General features: G+C 45.8%; 23 protein-coding genes and 1 riboswitch. Of the genes, 1 reads left to right on the forward strand and 22 read right to left on the reverse strand.

Annotated features, from left to right (window positions below; genetic code table 11):
- Nucleotides 1–118: 118 nt before the first annotated feature.
- From C8268_RS21315 to C8268_RS21375, 13 genes are all read right to left on the reverse strand, one after another.
- Entirely contained in the window at nt 119–1,072 is a 954-nt protein-coding gene (locus C8268_RS21315) for a ribose-phosphate diphosphokinase (RefSeq protein ID WP_106769550.1), read from the reverse strand.
- Between the two features lie 78 nt (nt 1,073–1,150).
- Nucleotides 1,151–2,542: a bifunctional UDP-N-acetylglucosamine diphosphorylase/glucosamine-1-phosphate N-acetyltransferase GlmU gene (gene glmU, locus C8268_RS21320; protein ID WP_199795004.1), complete on the reverse strand. Its 1,392-nt coding sequence runs from the start codon at nt 2,540–2,542 to the stop codon at nt 1,151–1,153.
- A gap of 119 nt (nt 2,543–2,661) precedes the next feature.
- Nucleotides 2,662–2,946 carry a septation regulator SpoVG gene (gene spoVG, locus C8268_RS21325; RefSeq protein WP_006207419.1) on the reverse strand — a complete coding sequence of 95 codons (285 nt, stop codon included), beginning with the start codon at nt 2,944–2,946 and terminating at the stop codon, nt 2,662–2,664.
- Between the two features lie 183 nt (nt 2,947–3,129).
- The gene (purR, locus tag C8268_RS21330) at nt 3,130–3,957 is read right to left on the reverse strand and encodes a pur operon repressor (RefSeq protein WP_106769552.1); all 828 of its coding nucleotides are present in this window, start codon (nt 3,955–3,957) and stop codon (nt 3,130–3,132) included.
- Between the two features lie 106 nt (nt 3,958–4,063).
- The gene (ispE, locus tag C8268_RS21335; RefSeq protein WP_106769553.1) at nt 4,064–4,918 is read right to left on the reverse strand and encodes a 4-(cytidine 5'-diphospho)-2-C-methyl-D-erythritol kinase; all 855 of its coding nucleotides are present in this window, start codon (nt 4,916–4,918) and stop codon (nt 4,064–4,066) included.
- Nucleotides 4,919–5,104: 186 nt separating this feature from the next.
- Complete coding sequence (locus C8268_RS21340) at nt 5,105–5,287, reverse strand: small, acid-soluble spore protein, alpha/beta type (RefSeq protein WP_106769554.1); 183 nt, start codon at nt 5,285–5,287, stop codon at nt 5,105–5,107.
- 292 nt (nt 5,288–5,579) lie between these two features.
- A complete protein-coding gene (veg, locus tag C8268_RS21345) occupies nt 5,580–5,855 on the reverse strand; it encodes a biofilm formation stimulator Veg (protein ID WP_106769555.1) in 276 nt (91 codons plus the stop codon).
- 356 nt (nt 5,856–6,211) lie between these two features.
- Nucleotides 6,212–7,105, reverse strand: a complete 894-nt coding sequence (gene yabG, locus C8268_RS21350) for a sporulation peptidase YabG (protein ID WP_106769556.1) — start codon at nt 7,103–7,105, stop codon at nt 6,212–6,214.
- 164 nt (nt 7,106–7,269) lie between these two features.
- The gene (gene rsmA, locus C8268_RS21355) at nt 7,270–8,151 is read right to left on the reverse strand and encodes a 16S rRNA (adenine(1518)-N(6)/adenine(1519)-N(6))-dimethyltransferase RsmA (RefSeq protein ID WP_420094257.1); all 882 of its coding nucleotides are present in this window, start codon (nt 8,149–8,151) and stop codon (nt 7,270–7,272) included.
- Nucleotides 8,148–8,699 (reverse strand): ribonuclease M5, encoded by a 552-nt coding sequence (gene rnmV / locus C8268_RS21360; RefSeq protein WP_106770056.1) that lies wholly within the window; start codon nt 8,697–8,699, stop codon nt 8,148–8,150. The genes rsmA and rnmV overlap by 4 nt, the downstream gene beginning before the upstream one ends.
- Nucleotides 8,700–8,819: 120 nt before the next feature.
- Entirely contained in the window at nt 8,820–10,046 is a 1,227-nt protein-coding gene (locus C8268_RS21365) for a G5 domain-containing protein (RefSeq protein WP_106769557.1), read from the reverse strand.
- A gap of 273 nt (nt 10,047–10,319) precedes the next feature.
- Nucleotides 10,320–10,531, reverse strand: a riboswitch (cyclic di-AMP (ydaO/yuaA leader).
- 200 nt (nt 10,532–10,731) lie between these two features.
- Nucleotides 10,732–11,499: a TatD family hydrolase gene (locus C8268_RS21370; protein WP_106769558.1), complete on the reverse strand. Its 768-nt coding sequence runs from the start codon at nt 11,497–11,499 to the stop codon at nt 10,732–10,734.
- Between the two features lie 86 nt (nt 11,500–11,585).
- Nucleotides 11,586–12,872: an HD domain-containing protein gene (locus tag C8268_RS21375; RefSeq protein WP_106769559.1), complete on the reverse strand. Its 1,287-nt coding sequence runs from the start codon at nt 12,870–12,872 to the stop codon at nt 11,586–11,588.
- Nucleotides 12,873–13,193: 321 nt separating this feature from the next.
- On the opposite strand from C8268_RS21375, the gene C8268_RS21380 reads away from it, so the two are divergent.
- Entirely contained in the window at nt 13,194–13,448 is a 255-nt protein-coding gene (locus C8268_RS21380) for an AbrB/MazE/SpoVT family DNA-binding domain-containing protein (protein WP_106770057.1), read from the forward strand.
- A 170-nt stretch (nt 13,449–13,618) separates the two neighbouring features.
- Here the strand turns inward: C8268_RS21380 and rsmI are convergent, their stop codons facing one another.
- The 9 genes from rsmI to C8268_RS21430 form a co-directional block, all read right to left on the reverse strand.
- On the reverse strand, nt 13,619–14,503 hold the full coding sequence (gene rsmI / locus C8268_RS21385) for a 16S rRNA (cytidine(1402)-2'-O)-methyltransferase (protein WP_106769560.1): 885 nt from the start codon (nt 14,501–14,503) through the stop codon (nt 13,619–13,621).
- Nucleotides 14,503–15,258, reverse strand: coding sequence for a tRNA1(Val) (adenine(37)-N6)-methyltransferase (locus tag C8268_RS21390; protein WP_199794882.1), 756 nt, complete (start codon nt 15,256–15,258; stop codon nt 14,503–14,505). Before C8268_RS21390 ends, rsmI begins: the two co-directional genes overlap by 1 nt.
- A gap of 88 nt (nt 15,259–15,346) precedes the next feature.
- Nucleotides 15,347–15,718, reverse strand: a complete 372-nt coding sequence (gene yabA / locus C8268_RS21395) for a DNA replication initiation control protein YabA (protein WP_106769562.1) — start codon at nt 15,716–15,718, stop codon at nt 15,347–15,349.
- A gap of 32 nt (nt 15,719–15,750) precedes the next feature.
- Entirely contained in the window at nt 15,751–16,551 is an 801-nt protein-coding gene (locus C8268_RS21400; protein WP_106769563.1) for a PSP1 domain-containing protein, read from the reverse strand.
- Between the two features lie 59 nt (nt 16,552–16,610).
- Nucleotides 16,611–17,594 carry a DNA polymerase III subunit delta' gene (holB, locus tag C8268_RS21405; RefSeq protein WP_106769564.1) on the reverse strand — a complete coding sequence of 328 codons (984 nt, stop codon included), beginning with the start codon at nt 17,592–17,594 and terminating at the stop codon, nt 16,611–16,613.
- 37 nt (nt 17,595–17,631) lie between these two features.
- Entirely contained in the window at nt 17,632–18,075 is a 444-nt protein-coding gene (locus tag C8268_RS21410) for a YaaR family protein (RefSeq protein ID WP_106769565.1), read from the reverse strand.
- A 423-nt stretch (nt 18,076–18,498) separates the two neighbouring features.
- Nucleotides 18,499–18,828, reverse strand: a complete 330-nt coding sequence (locus tag C8268_RS21420; protein WP_106770058.1) for a cyclic-di-AMP receptor — start codon at nt 18,826–18,828, stop codon at nt 18,499–18,501.
- A 66-nt stretch (nt 18,829–18,894) separates the two neighbouring features.
- Nucleotides 18,895–19,536 carry a dTMP kinase gene (gene tmk, locus C8268_RS21425; RefSeq protein ID WP_106769567.1) on the reverse strand — a complete coding sequence of 214 codons (642 nt, stop codon included), beginning with the start codon at nt 19,534–19,536 and terminating at the stop codon, nt 18,895–18,897.
- On the reverse strand, nt 19,533–20,183 hold a 651-nt coding region (locus C8268_RS21430), incomplete at its 5' end, for an Orn/Lys/Arg family decarboxylase (protein WP_474646567.1). The genes tmk and C8268_RS21430, both read right to left, overlap by 4 nt.

Consider the following 20,183-nt stretch of genomic DNA (forward strand, 5'->3'; position numbering starts at 1 on the left):
TGTAAACGTTTTCCCTAAACTATTTTACGCTCAATAAACAAAATGACACTATAGAAGGCAAGGGTTACATCTCCGTTAAGAGGAAACGTAACCCTGCTGGACATAGAGCTATGAATTATTACTCAATCTCGAACAGCTTGCTGATGGACAATTCCTCATGAACTCGAATAATCGCTTCACCCATAAGCGGAGCAACTGACAATACCGTCAGCTTGCTGCTCGGATGATCATGTCTAAGTGGAATAGTGTCCGTCACAATAACTTCCTTAAGCGGGGAGTTTTCCAGTCTCTCCATCGCTGGCCCGGAAAGTACCGGGTGTGTACAGCAGGCATATACGGCATTTGCACCGCCTTCCATCAATGCGTTAGCACCCAGGCAAATCGTTCCGGCCGTGTCGATAATATCATCGATCAAGATCGCTGTTTTGCCTTCGATATTTCCGATGATATTCATGACCTCACTAACGTTCGGTTCCGGACGTCGTTTATCAATGATCGCAAGCGGAGCGTTCAGGAAATCAGCCAGTTTTCTGGCGCGAACGACACCCCCGTGGTCCGGCGATACAACGACAGGGTTCTCGATTTGCTTCGAACGAAAATATTGCGCGATGATCGGAACACCGAGAAGATGGTCTACCGGAATGTCGAAAAAGCCCTGTATCTGCATCGCGTGCAGATCCATCGTAATGACCCGATGGGCTCCTGCCTTCTCTATCAGATTTGCAACCAGCTTCGCGGTGATCGGATCCCGGGAACGCGCTTTACGGTCCTGTCGAGCATATCCATAGTACGGAATAACTACGTTAATACTCTTTGCAGATGCACGCTTCAACGCATCAACCATAACCAAAAGCTCCATCAGGTTATCATTGACCGGTGCGCAGGTAGACTGCACAACGTAAACATGGCAGCCCCGAACGCTCTCGGAAAGCCTTACTTGGATCTCACCGTCGCTAAAGCTTGTTGTGTGAGACTCACCCATTGGGATACCGATATAATCGGCAATTTGATGGGCTAGCTTCGGGTTGGAGTTACAAGTGAAAATTTTTAATTTAGAATCAAGATAAGTCATAGAATAGAAACCCTCCGTGCTGGTTCATTGAAATTAGGCTGCCCGATCACCGCTTCTTCGCTTAAGGGAGGACAGCAATTATGATTGTGACTGACTGTTCTTCTTTGCTCTTGCACGTGCCCGTATTTTTTCAGCATAGCCGGGCTTGTTCTCCTGGCGTATCCTAGCTATAGCTAAATCGTTCTCAGGTACGGAGTGCGTGATCGTAGAGCCGGCAACGACAAACGCTCCTTTCCCCACCTTAACCGGCGCAATCAAGTTCACATTGCTGCCGACAAAAGCATCGTCCTCAATTTCAGTAACGAATTTATTATAACCATCATAGTTCACCGTTATCGCTCCACAACCGACATTGACGTTCTTCCCGACCTTGGCATCTCCTATATAGCTTAAGTGAGACACCTTTGAGCCATCATCAATTGTCGAGTTCTTCACTTCAACGAAATCGCCGACCTTTACATGCTCACCCAATTTAGAACCGGGACGCAAATAAGCGAACGGCCCTACGGTCGAGCTTTCGCCAACTTCTGCTCGGTTAAGAACGGAGTGCTTAACAGTAACCCTATCACCTATAACCGAATCTTCAATTTCACTTTGCGGTCCGATCTCGCACTGTTCGCCGATAACGGTGTTCCCTTTTAATATTGTACCTGGATTTAGAATCGTGTCTGCGCCTATCGTCACATCAGCTCCGACATATGTGGAAGCAGGATCAATGATCGTTACCCCGTTCAACATATGATAGCGCGCTATGCGTTCCCGCATAAAGCTCTCAGCTTGCGACAAAGCCAAACGATCGTTAACTCCAATCGATTCTGTATGATCGTCCGTCTGATAAGCCAACACCTTTTCCCCGGCTTCTTTCATGATACCGATCACATCAGTTAAATAATATTCCTGCTGAGCGTTTTGGTTCGTTACTTTTTCCAGCGCGCTGAACAGCTTTGCATTGTCAAAACAATAGGTTCCCGTGTTAATCTCACGTACAGCGTCTTCCTCAGGGCTGCAGTCCTTCTGCTCGACGATTCGCAGCACGTCACCTGCCTCGCCACGGATCACCCGTCCATAACCTTTAGGGTTGTCCATATGAGCGGTCAACACGGTTGCAGAGGCTTTGCTGGTCTCATGCAGCTCAAGCATGCTCTCCAGTGTCTCCGCTGTAACCAGCGGGGTATCTCCGCATATGACAAGCGTTGAGCCTTGTTCATGGCCCAGAAGATCCTTCGCCTGTTTCACCGCATGTCCTGTCCCAAGCTGCTGTTCCTGCAGTACATATTCCGCTGCATCTCCCAGATAAGAACGGACGGCCTCCGCCCCATGGCCAACAACGACCACACTGCGTTCGCAGCGTACCTTTTCAACCGTCTGCAATACGTGACCCACCATCGGTTTCCCGCAAACGGGGTGCAGAACTTTGTATAGTTTCGATTTCATTCGTTTGCCCTGCCCTGCGGCGAGCACAATAGCCATTCTTTTCAAGGGCCCTGCCTCCTCCTCTTGAACTCACTACTGAATATATCTCATTCTAGAAAAAAAGAAAAGAGAGCCATAGATAATGGCTCTCTTTTCCTTGAACCCCAATAGTAAACTTAAGCGCCTTCTTCAATGACTTCTTCTTCAGTAGCAGCACGCTCATACTCAGCCAAGACTGCAGACTGAATCTTCTCGCGAGTACCGGAAGAAATCGGATGAGCAATGTCACGGAACTCTCCATCTGGAGTACGTTTGCTAGGCATTGCAACAAACATTCCATTGTTTCCGTCGATGACGCGAATGTCGTGAACGACAAACTCATTATCGATGGTAATGGATGCGATTGCTTTCATTCTCCCCTCAGAGTTGACACGGCGGAGTCTGACATCCGTAATTTGCATATGTGTTCACCACCTTTTTCCATCAGAGACTTGGTGTATAATTCCACATAGCAAACCGAATTCCTTCTTTTTTATCATATAAAATGTCCTAAATTCAGGAATTTTTTTTAGAATGTGATAATTTCGACAGACTTCGTGCCTATTCGCTTGAAAACGCTATTATATCGACAAATACCGTTTGGCCTATTTTTCGAAATAATTTCCAGGGTTAACGGTGATCATCTTACTCTTGGAATCGACATCCGTAAGGCGAGCCAAAGAAATGTAGTCCTGCAGTAATCGTTCCTCCGACCCAACCGCACCGGACTCCAAAAGAACGCCTACTCCAGCTACTTCCGCATTGAATTCAGCCAGCAGATCAACCATTCCTTGAATGGTGCCACCAGCTTTCATGAAATCATCCACAATCAGCACGCGTGAACGCTCCTTGAGCGCCCTGCGGGACAGTGACATGGTATGAATGCTCTTATGAGACCCTGAGACATAATTAATGCTTACAGCCGAACCTTCCGTTACCTGATGATCCCGACGCACAAGAACAACAGGCAAATTGAGCTGAGCAGCTGTTGCATATGCAAGCGGAATTCCTTTGGTCTCAACCGTCATAACGACATCAATCTCTCGATCTGAAAAGACGGTCGCAAAAATTTTGCCTGCTTCATTCATCAGGGAAGGTTCCCCCAATAAATCAGACATGTAAAGGTACCCGCCCGGTAAAATCCGGTCAGTCTGCTGCAGTTTCTCACACAATTCCTGGGCAAAAGAAAGCGCCCGGTCCTTTCGCAGCTTCGGGATATATTTCACGCCTCCGGCTGCTCCAGCCAGTGTCTGCAGCTCGCCCATTCCTTCATCCTCAAACACTTCTTTGATGATCGCCAAGTCCTCACTTATAGACGACTTAGCCGCCCCATAACGTTCAGCAAACGTTGTCAGCGGAATCAAAGTATGCGGTTCAGATAATAAATATTGAGTCATATCGACCAATCGTTCGCTTCGTTTTAATTTTTTCACATGCTTTCCTCGCTAAATCCGAATATTATATTGAAAATATACCATTTTTGTACGCCTTCACACAAGGTCAGAAGTACTCGATGAGCATCATGCATACACGATGTTGTCAGGTTAACAATCGAACGGCATATACTTCCTTACAAAAGCCTCTCAGCCCATTATAAATTCTTGGAACCTTAGATTCTTTGGATACAAGGCCGAACACGGTTGGTCCGCTTCCCGACATAAGCGCGCCATCTGCACCAAGCTTTAACATCGTTTCTTTCAGTTGCAGCACTTCCGGATGCATCTTCAGTGTCACCTCTTCCAGCACATTACCGAGAGACTGACACACTTCCAGAAAACGGCCTGACTCCAGGGCAGAAAGCATATCCTTCGCTGAAGGATGCTGACGGATACTTTCGCTACGCAAACGGCCGTATACTTCCGCTGTCGATACATTGATCGGCGGCTTCGCCAAGATAACCCAGCATTGGGGAGGATTCGGGACAGGGGTCAAAACTTCCCCTCGACCTGTTGCAAGTGCTGATCCTCCCATAACACAGAAAGGCACATCAGAGCCGAGCTCTGCACCAAGAGCCAATAGCTCTTTCTGCGGTATGTTTAGGTTCCAGAGGCGATTCAAGCCGCGAAGCGCAGCTGCAGCATCACTGCTTCCACCTGCCAAACCGGCAGCAACAGGTATTTTCTTATCCAGATGAATATGTACGCCTTTACGGACGTCATAGCGCTCTTTGATAACTTTGGCCGCCTGAAAGGCCAGATTCTTCTCGTCAAGCGGTATATAACCCGCCTGACTGGTGATGATGATCGTATCCCGTGGCTGCTCAGACAGCTCCAGCCGATCTGCCAGATCGATCATGGTCATGACCATCTCCACCTCGTGGAACCCGTCAGGTCTTTTATAGAGTACGTCCAGCATTAAATTGATCTTCGCAGGCGCTTTTTCGTATATTTTCAAAAACGTTCACCTATCCTTAGATTTTCCCATAAGCACAACTTAACACATTCTAGGAAAAACTTCTAATTGTCTTTATTTTAACAAACAGACAGAGTGAAGTCATTTTCAATACAAAGAATAAATAGCATATTATGGGCAAATAAAACAAGGGACCTCCTCACCTGGGAAGCCCCTTGTTTCTCCACGTTAACGGTTTGACTTTTGGGCAGCCCTTTCCGCAAGCTCAATTGCCTTCTTCACCATATTACCGGCATCACTGGCTTTAATACCGCCCCAGCCTTCCTTCTGAACCGTATCGTAGAAGCCCAGCTCTTTGGCCAGTTCATTTTTCAATTCTTCTGACATCATGCTTCGTCTTCTCCGGCCCATTTTATATCCGCCTCCTTGTGAATGTAGGGGTGATGAGTAGTGCCTTTCTTATTATGCTCTTTAGAGCCGGTTCCTCATTCGGCATTATTGCGGGAGGAAAAAAACGTCTTGGATATCCTTGATCAGGGTGAAAGGTGTAAAGCTTCTTTGCCGCCCTTTAAACGGGCACAGCTTACGTTTTGCGTAACAATCTATGATTCAAAGATCGTGCCAAGCTTATAGTGTCTTAAATTTGAAAATAGCGCAACAAAAAACAGCCTCCGTAAAACGGAAGCTGTTCTGCATTACAAAGTTATGGTTTGACGTAAGTTACACGCAGTTGGCTATCATCGTCCAAAACCATGATCTCCACTGTTTCTGTTAAAACGTCCGCATAACTATAAGACACACGTTTAAAGGTTTGCTGGTCTTGATCCAGCTTTACAATGAAAACAGAAGGGTACGTTTCTTCCAAAACACCAGTACGCTCAACGGTCTTTCGGCGACCACCGTTTGCCCGAAGCGTAATTTTTTGCCCTAGATGAGCATCCAAACTGCGTTTGATTTCCAACAGCGCATTTTTAGCCATTGTAGACGACCACCTCTTTCCTTGTCCATTATACCTGAATATAATTAAATTGTCAAACCAAAATTATTAATTATATCAGCAACAAAAATATGTTGTCAACGAATTTTTTTCGATCTTTCTTTTATCGAGTGAAGAATCGTTATTATGCGAAAAATCGACACAAAATATGCACATTTTGCTCGAAATAAAATGCTTGTCCGTTTCAATATTTTAGAAAGTTGAGCCGTGGCAACATGATGTAAAGATAAGTAGTGATTGCTTTCTTTAGGAACAAAGAAAGAAACGCTTCATCGTCCTTGTAAAGGGCATTAGCGTTTCCAGGGGATTATAAACCGGGTATATGATTTTGAAAGGCTTTAGCTTACCGATGGAGTTACTTTTAATTGGGACAAGTCGTTGAGACGTGGAAGTCCAATTCTGTAGCTTCCTCGTGTTTCTATTCCGCCGACACCCTGACTGCCGCTGATGGTGTTGTGTAGTATATCATTCATGTTCACCGTCTCCCTAACGGACGTGTACGCTGTTTTCGCAGCCACATAGACAGGGTCTAGAGCATGAATGAGCACCCGCCCGGGAGAGCTCGCAAAGTTGGCTCCTGCTTGCAACAGCGCTTCAAAGTGCGACTGGCAAGCCCCTGCTACCACGACAAGGGAGTCCAGATTACGTTCGTACTGCCTTGCGATCTGAATCGCCTGCACAAAATTTTGAGAATTTTTATAACTAGCCAAGCTATACAAATCATGGGTTTGACGTTTTTTCAGTACGCCGTCATGGCCGGTAATCACAACAATATCGGGTCGAACACGCGGCAATAAACGATACAAAGTCTGCGCCATAGATGCCTCGTTTACATAGTGACCTTCAGCTGGAACTCGAAGCTGATTGTATAAAGTCATACTTTTTTTCAAATACTGGGGGTCTCCATCTAAATGCAGTACCCTGCCGGGGACGTCAAAATATCCTTTTTCGCTATTTCCCGATTTATCTCTAATGTCGGCTAATCGCCGCTCGCTTTGCTCCTGCCGATCCTTTTGTAAGCGGGATATCGACTCTTTCGCTTTGATTCTTGCCTGCTTCGTTCGTTCGCTCATCGCGGGATGGGGCACACGAACCAGATCTCCAAGGGGCGAATCAGCCAGCAGCCGAAAGTCCGTTCCCTTAATAATGGCTGTGTTCTGGTTCACATCCTCCACGCGGAACGTTACATCGCCGCCGTACGATCTACGAACGACCAAGTCTCCATAATTCATCACAACATCCCCCCCTGCCTCTATCCTATGGGCAAAAGCCGGTAATGGTTCATCCCTTATTTGAAAATGACATAAAAAAAAGCCCTGTAAGGGCTGTAAATAGATCTCTTTCATTGTTTAACAATCAAAGGCAAAACACTGAGGCAAACTGTACGCTTTCGTATCTATCGCACACCAGCTCTCAGAAGCACGCTGCTTAGCCGAGCGTACTCTTCGATACTAAGGGTTTCCCCACGCCTTGTAGGCTCAATTTCAGCCTCCTGGAGCAGTTTCTCCAACCGTTCACGGCCCTCTTTGGCAAAATAGCGGCTTTTTAAATTATTGGCTATCGTCTTTCTGCGCTGAGCGAATGAAGCGTGCACGACCTCAAAGAAATGTTTCTCATCCTCAACCGCAACAGCAGGCTTGTCTCGCACCTTCAGCCGAATAACGGCCGATTCGACATTCGGCTGAGGGATGAAGACGGTATGAGGAACCGTACAGACCAGCTGCGGCTCGCTGTAATATTGAACAGCGATACTCAGGCTGCCGTAATCCTTGTTGCCGGGTGAAGCTGCCATACGTGCGGCCACCTCTTTCTGAATCATGACCACAATATTTTCAAGCGGCAGTTTCTCTTCCAGCAGCTTCATCAAAATCGGCGTCGTGACATAGTAGGGAAGATTGGCCACAACACTTACCCCGGACAGTCCGTCAAAATGTTCGCGAAACAGCTCATGCAAATTGACCTTCAGCACGTCACCATGATGCACGCTGACATTAGGATACGGCTCAAGCACTTCCTCAAGAATAGGAATGAGCCGCTGATCAATTTCAACGGCGGTAACCCGGCCTGCAGTCTGCGCCAGCTTCTCCGTTAAAGCACCTATACCGGGTCCTATTTCAAGAGCACCTTTATCGTGATCCAGATCGGCTGCGTCTATAATTTTGTACAGTATATTTTGATCGATGAGAAAATTTTGACCGAGACTCTTCTTAAACGAAAACCCGTGACGTTGTATAATCTCCTTCGTTCTTCTCGGGGTTGAAATATCCTCATGCATCATAGATTTGCTTCCCCCTCTTCCAGCTGTGCAAGCGCTGCTGTAAATTCTTCTCGTGATATTTGAAACATAGCTAGACGTTTGTGGAATTGCTTTCCGTTACAGTATCCAATGCCAAGTAAATTGCCCATCACCATCCGTCTGGCTGCCGCCTGTGGATGCACAAGGAGCCCTGCTTCAATCAGATCATCCAATCCGATCAAACTTTCAGCCCCTTCAAAAGATGTATGCAACCGCTCCAGTGCATGGCGAATCGCTTCAGGAGAAGCATTCTCCACTCCGATGTCTCCTTTTCGTGTGGCATCCGCTTCCGGAATGAAGGCATGTTTACACCCAGCCACCTTAGCGTCGATAATCTTGCGAATCCGCTCTCCGGCATGATCCGGATCAGTCAGGATAATAACTCCCCGCCGCTCCTGAGCCAGCGCGATCTGCTTCAAAATACGACTGTTTATCGCTGATCCGCCGGTTTCGATCGTATCCGCTTCAACAGCCCGTTTCACAGCCACCGTATCGTCTCGTCCCTCGACGACAATCACTTCTTTGATCATTTTTATGTTTCGTCCTTCCCAAAACAAAAGAAGAGGATAATTCATCCTCTTCCAAGCATTACATAGATATTAATTAAATAGTATAGCATTAGCATGGCAATGTAAAACGAAAATCATACGTTAGTTGATCTCCGGCTTCACAGGGCCGATAACGTAAACGGTATGACCGCTCTTACGGCCAAAATTGAGTGCTGATTTTACCGTGTCAAAATAAACATCAATTTTATTGCCTTTAATGGCTCCACCTGTGTCTTCAGCACGTCGGAAGCCCACACCTTCGATATATACCCACCAGCCGATTGGAATGACATTCGGATCGACCGCAATCGTACGTCCTTCCGTTACACGCGTACCGGAAGCGGTACGAGTGCCGATGCCTTTCTGTTCGGCGGAATAAGCTGTCATGGAAACATTTTTTAACACTTTTTTATACTGAAAGTCAACTCCAGCTCTGGAAATAACATTGTTAGCATTCGTTTTTGTAGAAGCTGTCTTGGTAGCTGACTTCTTAGGAGCCGAAGCTTTAGTTGCTGCTCCCTTCGCATTCGCATTAGCTGTACTTGCCTTGTTGGCTGACACAAGTTCAATTGCAGGTTTTTCTGGTTCAGGCGCTTTTTTCGTACCTACTGCAATGATCTTATCCTGTGTCTTCCGCTGTACCTCTTTGCCTACTACTTCCTTAGAAACAAGCTTTCCGTCATTGTAGACTTTTTCGACATGGTTAACAACGACACCCGGCTTACCGCTTTGAATCACCCGGTTATCCCCCTTCTCCAGAGAAGGATCTGCTGTTTTGATCACACGGAATGGTCGGTTTTCGGTTTGTTTAACCTTTTGTTTCGTGACGCGGACGACACGAATGTCGGTATTGTCGGTAATTTCTGTTTCCAAGGAAGGTTTTACTATATCTTCTCCCTTGATTGATATGCCTGATTCCTTGAGCACATCTTCAACCGTATCTTGGGTAGTGAATACCGTGTTTACTTTTCCGTCTGCTGTCACTTTAACGGGTACCGCGCGATTAATAATGATCCGGTCCCCATCCTCCAGCTCACTGTTTAGTGGCATGGAAACCTTATCCTGTGGCAACAGGGATATGGCCTGCTCATCCAGCACTTCATGCAGCATAGACCTTTTGGTTTCCACTGTGGTGACACGCCCGTCAACCACAAGCTGAATCTCTTTGCTTGCCCAATTGTGAGCAAACAGCAGTACAAGTACAGTGATGGTCATGGCGCCAATGGCGGCCAGCATTAAATGACGCAAATTCTCATGCTTCCATCGCAATGCGTAAGACATGCTGGATGATTGTGATTCATGGGTCTCTTCTTGTTGAATAATGCCCACTATGTCATCCTCCTTCATAGTCCCGCCGTCTTGGTAACGCATGATTACATTTGACGCGACTATAGCAAATTGTCTCACAGAGTGCCCTGCTATCTATCTACACCCTGCGTTAATCCCCGTCCTCCCGTTCATTGGTCGTCACCTCCTGTTTAACCAAAAGTATGACGACGTCATCTCCAATATTCTAAAATAAAAGAAAGCCAAAGAAAGAGTTATAGAGACTCTTTCGTGGCTTCCTGATGACTGAATATCTGGAAATGACAAGCCCGAGTTTGCCTCTCTTACTTACGCTTACGGAGTTAGCTGTCGGGTTCGGACGTAAGAGAGACGCCCTATCTCAGGTCATCCGCTCATGGCGGACCCCCTCAAATTCACCCCAAAGACTCGAATAGAAATCAAATACAGTGCCGCTTAATGCATTTTCACTGCGGTAGCTGTACGGTTCCCCCGTTCCCCAAATTTCGGAGATTAAGCGAGACGGTTCATAAATGTTCAGCTGTTCAACTTTCGATCAGCTTCTTATCACTGAAAAGATGATATCCTGTTTCCATGCAGGTTGTAAAGCAACAATCAACCACATTTTTTCAGATAAAAGGTTAAAATATTGTAATATTGATACCTTTTTTGATTAAAAATCTTTAATTGTTCGATTTTCCTCTGTTTTTCATCACATTTACTCTCTTTTTCACAGAATGGAAAATCGTTCCAGTGCATTTCGGGTTGTAATTTGACCTAATTCTTCCAAAGACAAGCCTTTAATTTCCGCAGCTGCCTCAGCCACTATTCTCACATAAGCAGACTCATTTCGCTTCCCTCGAAATGGGTGAGGTGTCAAATACGGGGAGTCTGTTTCAATGAGCAGCCGATCCATTGGAACCTGTGCCAGTACTTCTTTAGGCTGCTTGGCATTTTTGAACGTAATCGGTCCGCCAAACGAAAGATGAAAGCCCATGTGAAGGCATTCTTTCGCTGTTTCCCAGCTTCCAGAAAACGAATGCATAATTCCCCCGACTTCGGAAGCCTTCTCTTCTTTCAAGATTTTCACAATATCCTGATGTGCATCCCGGTTATGAATGACAATCGGCATATTCAATTCCCGCGCCAACCCAATCTGCTGTCGCAACACCTTGTGCTGAATTTCCTTCGGTGAGGTATCCCAGTGATAATCCAAACCGATTTCGCCGATAGCTACCACTTTTTCATGACTGCAAAGAGAAGCGATCCAGTCCAAGTCACCATCTTTCATGGCGATCGCATCAACAGGATGCCAGCCAACAGCGGCGTAAATAAAATCATAAGTTTCTGCCAGTTTCATCGTCGTTGGAATCGTTTCCCGGTTAAAACCGATATTGACCATTCGGGTAACCCCCGCTTCCAAAGCGCGGTTGATGACCTCTTCACGATCTTCGTCGAACTGTATAGCATCCAAATGTGTGTGTGTGTCGAATAACATGTAAAAACAATCTCCTTTCTTGTCGCAAAAACGGCAAGATACTGCCGCTAATCTACGCTGTTATAGCCTTCGTTCATCCCTGTTCATCAGCCTTGTCCAAGTATTGCTTTTATATCTTCCGGTAATGTATCAAAAACCTTCCTAACCTTTTCTTCAGGAAAATACAGACGGTATCTCCCATGTTGAATTCCGCTTATTGAGCGAACGATATCGGAAACCTCGGATAATTCACGTACATGATCATGTCGGTCGAGAAGCAGGATCTGCTTATTATTTTGAGACGACCCGGAATGAAATTCATCATACGGAAGATCGGTCGGATTATCAATCTCCAAATCATACGCCGGATTCAATCCCGAAGCTCGAAACGCTTGACGGATGGCGTCGACGGTCTCCTTGTCGATATTGTCGATTTCTACATATTTATAAAGCCGACGATGTATAAATCGTCCGCATAGATCACGCAGCAGTTCATCTTCCTCGCTTGTCCACTGTAAAAAAGCTGTTTGAATCAATGCTTCGTCCAAACGTAAATATTGACCTACTGTTAATTTTCCTTCAAATAAAGCCGGGAGCGGCTCCACCATAAAATGAAAAGTATAACCTGCGTGATACAGCTCCTTCGCTCTTCTAAAGATCTGCCTCAGTATAATTTCTGAACTTCGAGTTACCGGATGAAAGTAAATCTGCCAATACATTTGATACCTGGACATTAAATAATCTTCAACGGCATGCATACCGGACTCTTTTACAACCACCCGGTCACGAAATGGACGAAGCATCCGCAAAATCCGGTCCATATCTATCTTGCCGTAATTTACGCCTGTGTAGTATGCATCTCGCAGCAAGTAATCCATCCGGTCAGCATCCAGCGGACTTGTAACCAGATTGATGACGATGGGCTTTTCGTACGTTTTGTCTATAACCGATGCCACCCGCTGTGGAAAATCGGCTGCGACCTCAAGGAGGACCTTGTTTACAAACGTATCCCCAAGCAAAATTTTACAAGTCCAATCCTCATGATTCATTTGAAAAGCTTCTTCTATAGAATGTGAAAATGGTCCGTGCCCAAGATCATGAAGCAGTGCAGCACATAAAGCGAGCAATCGCTCTTCTTTCGGCCAATCCGGATAACCACGTCGCTCGAATTGAGAAATAATCCTTCTTGTAATTTCATATACGCCGAGTGAGTGAGAAAAGCGACTGTGCTCCGCTCCATGAAAAGTCAGATAGGATGTTCCAAGCTGCCTTACCCGGCGAAGCCGTTGAAATTCCGGTGTATTAATGAGCCGCCATATGATGTCATCTTGAACATGGATGTAATTATGAACCGGATCTTTAAATACTTTTTCCTCCGTAATTGGCAAATGCATATTGTTCATCTCCTTTATGCTGAACTTTTTAAATATCACTCCAACACTACTTTTGACACTTAATGTCGAATCATGTCGAATAACGTAAAATCACGCTTACCAAATCGACATGATTAAAAACAAGCATTATTTTCATATAATTATTACACTTTTCTTGTAAAACAAAGGCTTTGTTCACTATATATTCGTAAATAAGTTTCTTATTTTCAAATTTATAGGTTGACTGTTTTGGGAATCGTTGGTACTATAAATAACATAAAAAAGAGAAGAATGTCGAAATATGACTTATTTAAATTATGGCGAGAGGGGCATCAATCAGTTATGATGAAATCAACAGGTATTGTTAGAAAAGTAGATGAACTAGGACGGGTCGTTATTCCAATAGAACTCCGCCGCACACTGGGAATCGGTGAAAAAGACGCTCTGGAAATTTACGTTGACGGAGAGCGTATTATGCTTAAGAAATATGAGCCTGCCTGCATCTTCTGCGGTAACGCTGAGAACGTCACTTACTTCAAAGGTAAAATTGTTTGTAAGGAATGTATCTCGGAAATTCCAACACCTGTGACAAATTAAGAAACTTAGTATATAATAGTTTTAAATCGAATTTGTTAATTCTAACCTTTTTCATATCTCCTTGACGCCTCCCTCGGCTCTGAACCCAGCCGCAGGGGGGTATTTTTTTTACTCCCCCAGTTCCAGGCAACCCTTTAAATAAACATAACCATCAGCATACGCCAAATCTACTATAAAAGAGCATTGTAAATATCACGTTTGGATACACCCCGATCAGAGGCCGCTCTCTTCATGGCGTCTTTACGGTTCATTCCTTCTCTTTCATAATGCTCTACATGCGCTTCAATCGTAAGCTCTTGCCACCAAGCGTCTTTTGCACGCTGCTCTTCCTCTGCACTGGCTCCTTCGACAATGATACAGTACTCCCCAAGCGGGGGATTTTCGGCAAGCCATCCCAAACAATCGGATATTGGCCCACGTATAAATTGTTCATACTTCTTTGTCAGCTCACGAGCAAGAACTGCATTTCGATCCCCTAATGTCTCCAGCAATATTTCCAGCGTCTTCTTTACCCGATGCGGCGATTCATAAAATAGTAATGTTCCCTGTGCAGCTTTAAAGGAGGATAACTGAGCGATCATATCTTTTCGTTCACGTGGCAAAAACCCGATAAAGGTAAAACGTTCGGTCGGCAAGCCCGAAGCAATCAACGCTGAAAGGGCCGCATTTGCTCCTGGGACGGGAATGACCGGAATACCTTGGTCAAGCGCTAGTCTGACCAGGTCGGAACCTGGATCAGAAATCGCCGGCAAACCGGCATCGGTGACGATCGCTACATTTTTTCCTTCTATTATATAGCGTATGATTTCCGGGCCGCTCGCCCCTTTATTGTGCTCATGATAGCTGAACACCTTCTTGGGCTGAATTTCAAAATGAGTAAGTAATTTGCGAGTTTGCCGGGTATCTTCCGCGGCAATGATGTCACATTCACGAAGTATGCGTACTGCGCGATAGGTCATATCCTCCAGATTACCAATCGGCGTTGCTACTAAATACAATGATCCCGGCGCTCCTTCAGCGCGCGCCTCAAAGCTGTTTTGACAGATCTGTTTCATCATTTTCCCTCATTTGTTCCATAATAGATATCCATCATTTCCTGACAGTACTGCCCCTGATCATCATAGACAATGATTGGTGGATGCAAACGCACCTCCGGCTTACCGTCTTTCATGCATTCAATCAACACCATATTGGCCTCCATATGCAGACGAGGATGGACAAAACGGATGATCTTCGGCTCCAGCCGATACTTTTGCATCAAACTGATGATCTCGGCCAAGCGCTGCGGCTTATGGACCATAAACAATTTCCCTCCAGGACGAACAAGCCGTGCGCCCGATTGGATAACCTCTTCCAGCGTACAGTGGATTTCATGCCTTGCGATCGCCTGATGACGATTCAGCTTAATATCGCTGCCGTTTAGCGGAATGTAAGGAGGATTGACGGTTATGGCATCATATATCCCGTGTCCTGTCTTCAGGTGCAATTCCCTCAGATCGCCTTCTTGGATCTGTATCCGCTCCTGCAGATGGTTCAACGCTACACTTCGCCTTGCCATATCAGCCAATCTTGGTTGTATCTCAATGCCCTCAATAAGTGCATTCGTCCGCGTACTCAGCAACAACGGAATGACACCGTTCCCAGTACACATGTCGAGAATTCGACCTTTGCGCGGAATATTTGCAAACCTGGCAAGCAGTACGGCATCCATGGAAAAGCTGAATACCTCATCACTCTGAATGATGCCAAGCTCATGTGTCAACAGATCGTCAATCCGCTCGGAGCTGTGCAGAACTATATCCTGATTCATAATCCCAATCCTTTATCCGTTAATGTATAAACTGCATAACAATTTATTTCTTCAGAAAAAAACCGTAGGCCGGTTTCTCCTACGGTTCTTATTTGTTCAAAAAAGATAGGCAGAAGAGACAATCCCCTTCTGTACGCAAATGCCCGAAATAGACATTGCAAATATGGAAGCCTTCATGATACAGTCGGGCGAGATTATCATACCCTTCTCCAACGACATCCTCTTCGCTTTCTTTATCCTGAACATGCTGAGACTGTTCGAGCGGAGATGATGCTTCGGATTCGGCCGACTGAACTTCCCTTTTAAAAACTTTCCGGAGCTGTTCATTTTCAAGGCTAAGACGATGGTTGTCTTCCAGCAACTCCTTGATGACCAGCTTAAGCTCACCTAGTTCACTGTGCATTTGTACCATCTGTGTTTCCATCTCTTGAATGCGCACAAAAATGTTTTTCTTATCCAAGACTACACCCCGAAAGTAACCGTGATATGGGTCTACTTGACGACTACGTCATCTAAAGGAAGCTCTTTCACTTTACCTAGTTCAAACAACTGTACATGTACAGTCCGTTTGTCCGCATTTAGGCCGACCACTTTCCCTTCTCCAAGTGAAGTGATCACTAGCTTCCCAACGGATGGCAATTCTTCCTTCACGCTTTCATAGTTGTCATGTTCAAACTTTAAACAGCACATCAGCCTGCCGCAAAGGCCGGAGATTTTCGTCGGATTGAGCGATAAGCTCTGATCCTTTGCCATTTTGATCGATACCGGTTCAAAATCACCAAGCCATGAAGAGCAGCACAGTACACGTCCACAAGGTCCTAAGCCGCCAAGCATTTTGGCTTCATCCCGCACGCCGATCTGGCGTAATTCTATTCTTGTCCGGAATATACCGGCCAGATCCTTAACCAGTTCCCGGAAGTCAACGCGGCCTTCCGCGGTGAAATAAAATATGATTTTATTGCGGTCAAAAGTAAATTCAACATCGACCAGCTTCATTTTTAGTTCATGATCCCGGATTTTATCTAAACAGGTTGTAAATGCATCCTTTGCCGCAAGCTTGTTCTCCTCAACCACACGGGCATCAGAATCACCGGCAATACGGATCACTTTCTTCAGCGGAAGAACCACATCCGATTCCTGTACCTCTTTCTTGCCAATAACGACTTGACCGTATTCGATACCACGAGCCGTTTCTACGATGACGGATTGGTCCTTCTCGACAGGAAGATCCAACGGATCGAAGTAATATATTTTGCCCGCTTTCTTAAAACGGACACCCACTACACTGTACAAAAATTAACCCCCTTGTTAGCCTGTACATATTGGCCTTTGTTGGATAATGGGGGCTGTCCTCACGTCTGAGTTCCGCCCAGCCCCATTAATAATTGCTCGAGACAGAGCTGTCCGTTAACATTATAACGTAACTTTTTCTGACACTCTGCGGCCAAATCCATGCAGGAGACCCACTGTGCTGTGCTGCGGGCTGACGCGTGACCGGAGATAAACTCCGCTTGATCTATGAAAACGAGACGGTCTTGCCTTCCGTATTGGACATGTATCATATCCTTGAACCATAAATGGAACAAACTGAACAAGATATCCAGATGTTCTGAGAGTCCAGATTTGAACACTTTCTGAGCAGCAGTAATCATTGCTGTACCAGTACGGTTCATAGACTCCTTCCCTAATTGTAACATTACGTTTCTAATTTCTGCAAACCAATTCTCATTCAATATTTTCCGGCAACCATTCAGCCCTGAAGCTAATCGAACCGCACTTCGTACAAGCGCTAAGGGGTAACCTTCACTTACGAGTGCCTGCTCCATCATCTCCGGATCGAGTGCTTTAAATGGAACGGTCTGTGACCGGGATTGAATCGTTGGTAGTAAAGCTTGGCCATTCTCGGCAATCAAAATCGCTACCGCCGGAATTTGCGGCTCCTCCAAAAACTTCAGCAGGCTGTTCGCCGCTTGAACCGTCATTTTATCTGCATGATCTATAATATAAACTTTAGGATTGTTGTTTTCGGAACGATATGAAAAAATACGCTGTAATTCACGGATCTGGTCGATCTTAATACTGGCGCCATCCGGAGCAATCATGATCAGATCAGGATGATTCCCATTCTTGACCTTCCGGCATTCCAGACATTCGCCACATGCATCATCCTGACTTTCTGTACAGAACAACGCCTTGGCAAATGTCACTGCCGTCTCAAGCTGTCCAGCACCAGCAGGCCCGCTAAACAGATAGGCATGACTGACAGCTTCACGCCGAAGGGCATTTTGAAGCAGCTGTTTGGCAGCTTCCTGGCCCAATATATTGTTAAAAGACATAAGTCCTCACTCTTCCTGTATTAAAAAAACAAATCTATTAAAAAACCAAATTAATCAACATGCCGCGAATCTCACCGATTTTAGCCAAAAGCTCAATTTTTCCTTGTTCGCTTTCCAACAATTCATCGGCCATAGACAGCAGTACAGCATCGATCTCATCGATCACATTATAACGTTTGCTACGCCCCCTGCGGTCCCAACCCCGCGTTTCCTTCATAGATACTCCGCGACGTGCCGTTTCTTCAAGGAATCGCTTGACCAATAAACGATACGTCTTCAGTTCCTTAATCGTCATCGCCTTGGCTAGCCTCTCACCTTGCAGGGCGATTTCTCGCATTTGCCGATTCAGCTCTTCTTTAGATGCTTTTTCACCCTGCATAAACATCATGTCAGAAAACGTTTTTTGCTGAATGGGTTTAGCACTGCCATCCGGGACCGTTAATTCACTTTTCATGGGCCTGAAGCCCGGATTAATCTTCACCGAAATCTACCGCCTTTGTATGGTTTACAATGAAGAACAGCCCTGCCCTTCCTTATTCTGATAAAGGCAGAGGCGTTTTTCGCGAAAAATATAAGCAAAATTGATTTTCTTTGAAATTTAATATTTATAAGGCATCTTACCATACTTTAAGCTGATATTTCTTTGTCAATCAAGCTTTTTTTCTTGCCAGGGACATTCCGTTGTACAGCATCGATATCGTAAGATCCAATCATAATGTGTATAAAAAAATATCGTATATAGAAACCAAGGATAAGCAATGTTTGCTTACCCTCATGATTATGGTAGATGTCTTTATTATGATATCAGAACTTGAACTTTTAGGATACAAGCTTCAATACCGCAAGAAAAACATCCGCAGTTCATTACATATATCCATTGTTTTTTTATATACGTAAATCAATCTTAAAAATGTTCGAATCGTTCAACAGGAAGAACAAATACCGTCGCTCCACCTACCTGAACTTCTACCGGTAGAGGCAAATAAGAATCGGTCGTACCGCTCATCGGTGTAACTGGTGTAACAAGTTGCTCACGAACTTTACAGCTGTTACGGATCACATTCATGACATTTTCCACTTGGCTGTCATCTACCCCGATCATGAACGTAGTATTTCCAGCCTTCAGAAATCCTCCGGTACTTGCCAGTTTGGTAGCCCGAAAATTGGCCTTGACGAGTCCGGCCGAAAGGCGGTTACTATCCTTATCCTGTACAATCGCAACGATTAATTTCATATTCAATCCCTCCGATTTCATAGTTTGGCACCTTCATGCCTTTTCCTTATTATTTGACATAGATCCTCAATAATCCTTTAAAACCGTGTTCTCCAGCACCCGTATCATTTCACGCTCGACCTGCAATGGAGTCTTTGAAGCATCGATCACCTTGATTCTTTCCGGGTATTTATCCGCTATGAGCAAATATCCGTCTCTTACGGTCTGGTGAAATGCCAGGCTCTCCATATCTAATCGATTAAATTCCCGATCGCTATTGGCTGCAATACGGGAAAGGCCGATCTCCGGCTCGATGTCGAATAACAAGGTTAGATCAGGCATACGGGATTCAATCGCAAACTGGTTGATCGCCCATACTTCATCGACTCCGATTCCTCGCGCCATCCCCTGGTATACAAGGCTGCTGTCGACAAATCGATCGCAAATGACAGTCAAGCCTTCAGCTAAAGCGGGTTCTACCTTCTCAGCCAGATGCTGTCTTCTGGCGGCTGCATATAGCAAAGCTTCGGTTCTGGCATCCATGCTCGTATGTTCTGGGTCCAGAATGACAGAACGAATCTTCTCCGCAATTTCAATTCCGCCAGGTTCACGGGTAATAAGGTAGGGAATGGAACGGTTTTGCATATAAGCGGACAGTCTGCCGATCATCGTCGTCTTGCCAGAGCCATCCCCTCCCTCGATCGTAATAAATAATGGTTTGCGGTTCATATCGTTCCCTGCTTTCTAGAATTCTTGTGTACGAGAATGGTATTAAGTGAATGATCCCTTGCTCCCTGACACTTTGCCCCGGCATTTCGCAGTGCAACCAGTCGATCTGCCATTTCCTTGGTGATCATCTCGCCCGGGTACAGAATCGGAATTCCCGGCGGATAAGGTATGATCATCTCCGCTGCCGACCTGTCCCTACTTAACTCAACGGGTACAGATTCCAAATGATCCGGGTTTTCAGGTGTCAAACTGAATGTAATCGGTTCTGAAAATAGCGCTGTCGTTTCGAAAATGTTCCACGTGGAAACATTCGGCTGCCCGGCAAAAGGTCGATTGAGAACATCATCAAGCGGCTTTGCAGCCTCTTCTTCCTCTACAATATGCCGGAGTGCCCATAAAAGGTGATTGACATCTTCCAGAGAAGACCCCAGCGTCAGGAGCAAGACGACGTACCGCTCGTCGCTCATCTCTGGAACACAGCCGCGCGCTTCAAGCGCGTGCTGGAGTGCATAGCCGCTCAGGGCCCCGGTGCGGTCATATATGACCGCCTTGAACGGGTCCTGGCGCGTGTAAGCCGCCGCCTGCGTCTGCGGCGGCAGGGCTTGTCCGCCGGCTGCGGAGCCGGCGGCACGGGGTGCGGGCTGCGG

Origin of the sequence: Paenibacillus faecalis (assembly GCF_900289175.1) — a bacterium.
GTDB classification, from domain to species: domain Bacteria; phylum Bacillota; class Bacilli; order Paenibacillales; family Paenibacillaceae; genus Paenibacillus_AQ; species Paenibacillus_AQ faecalis.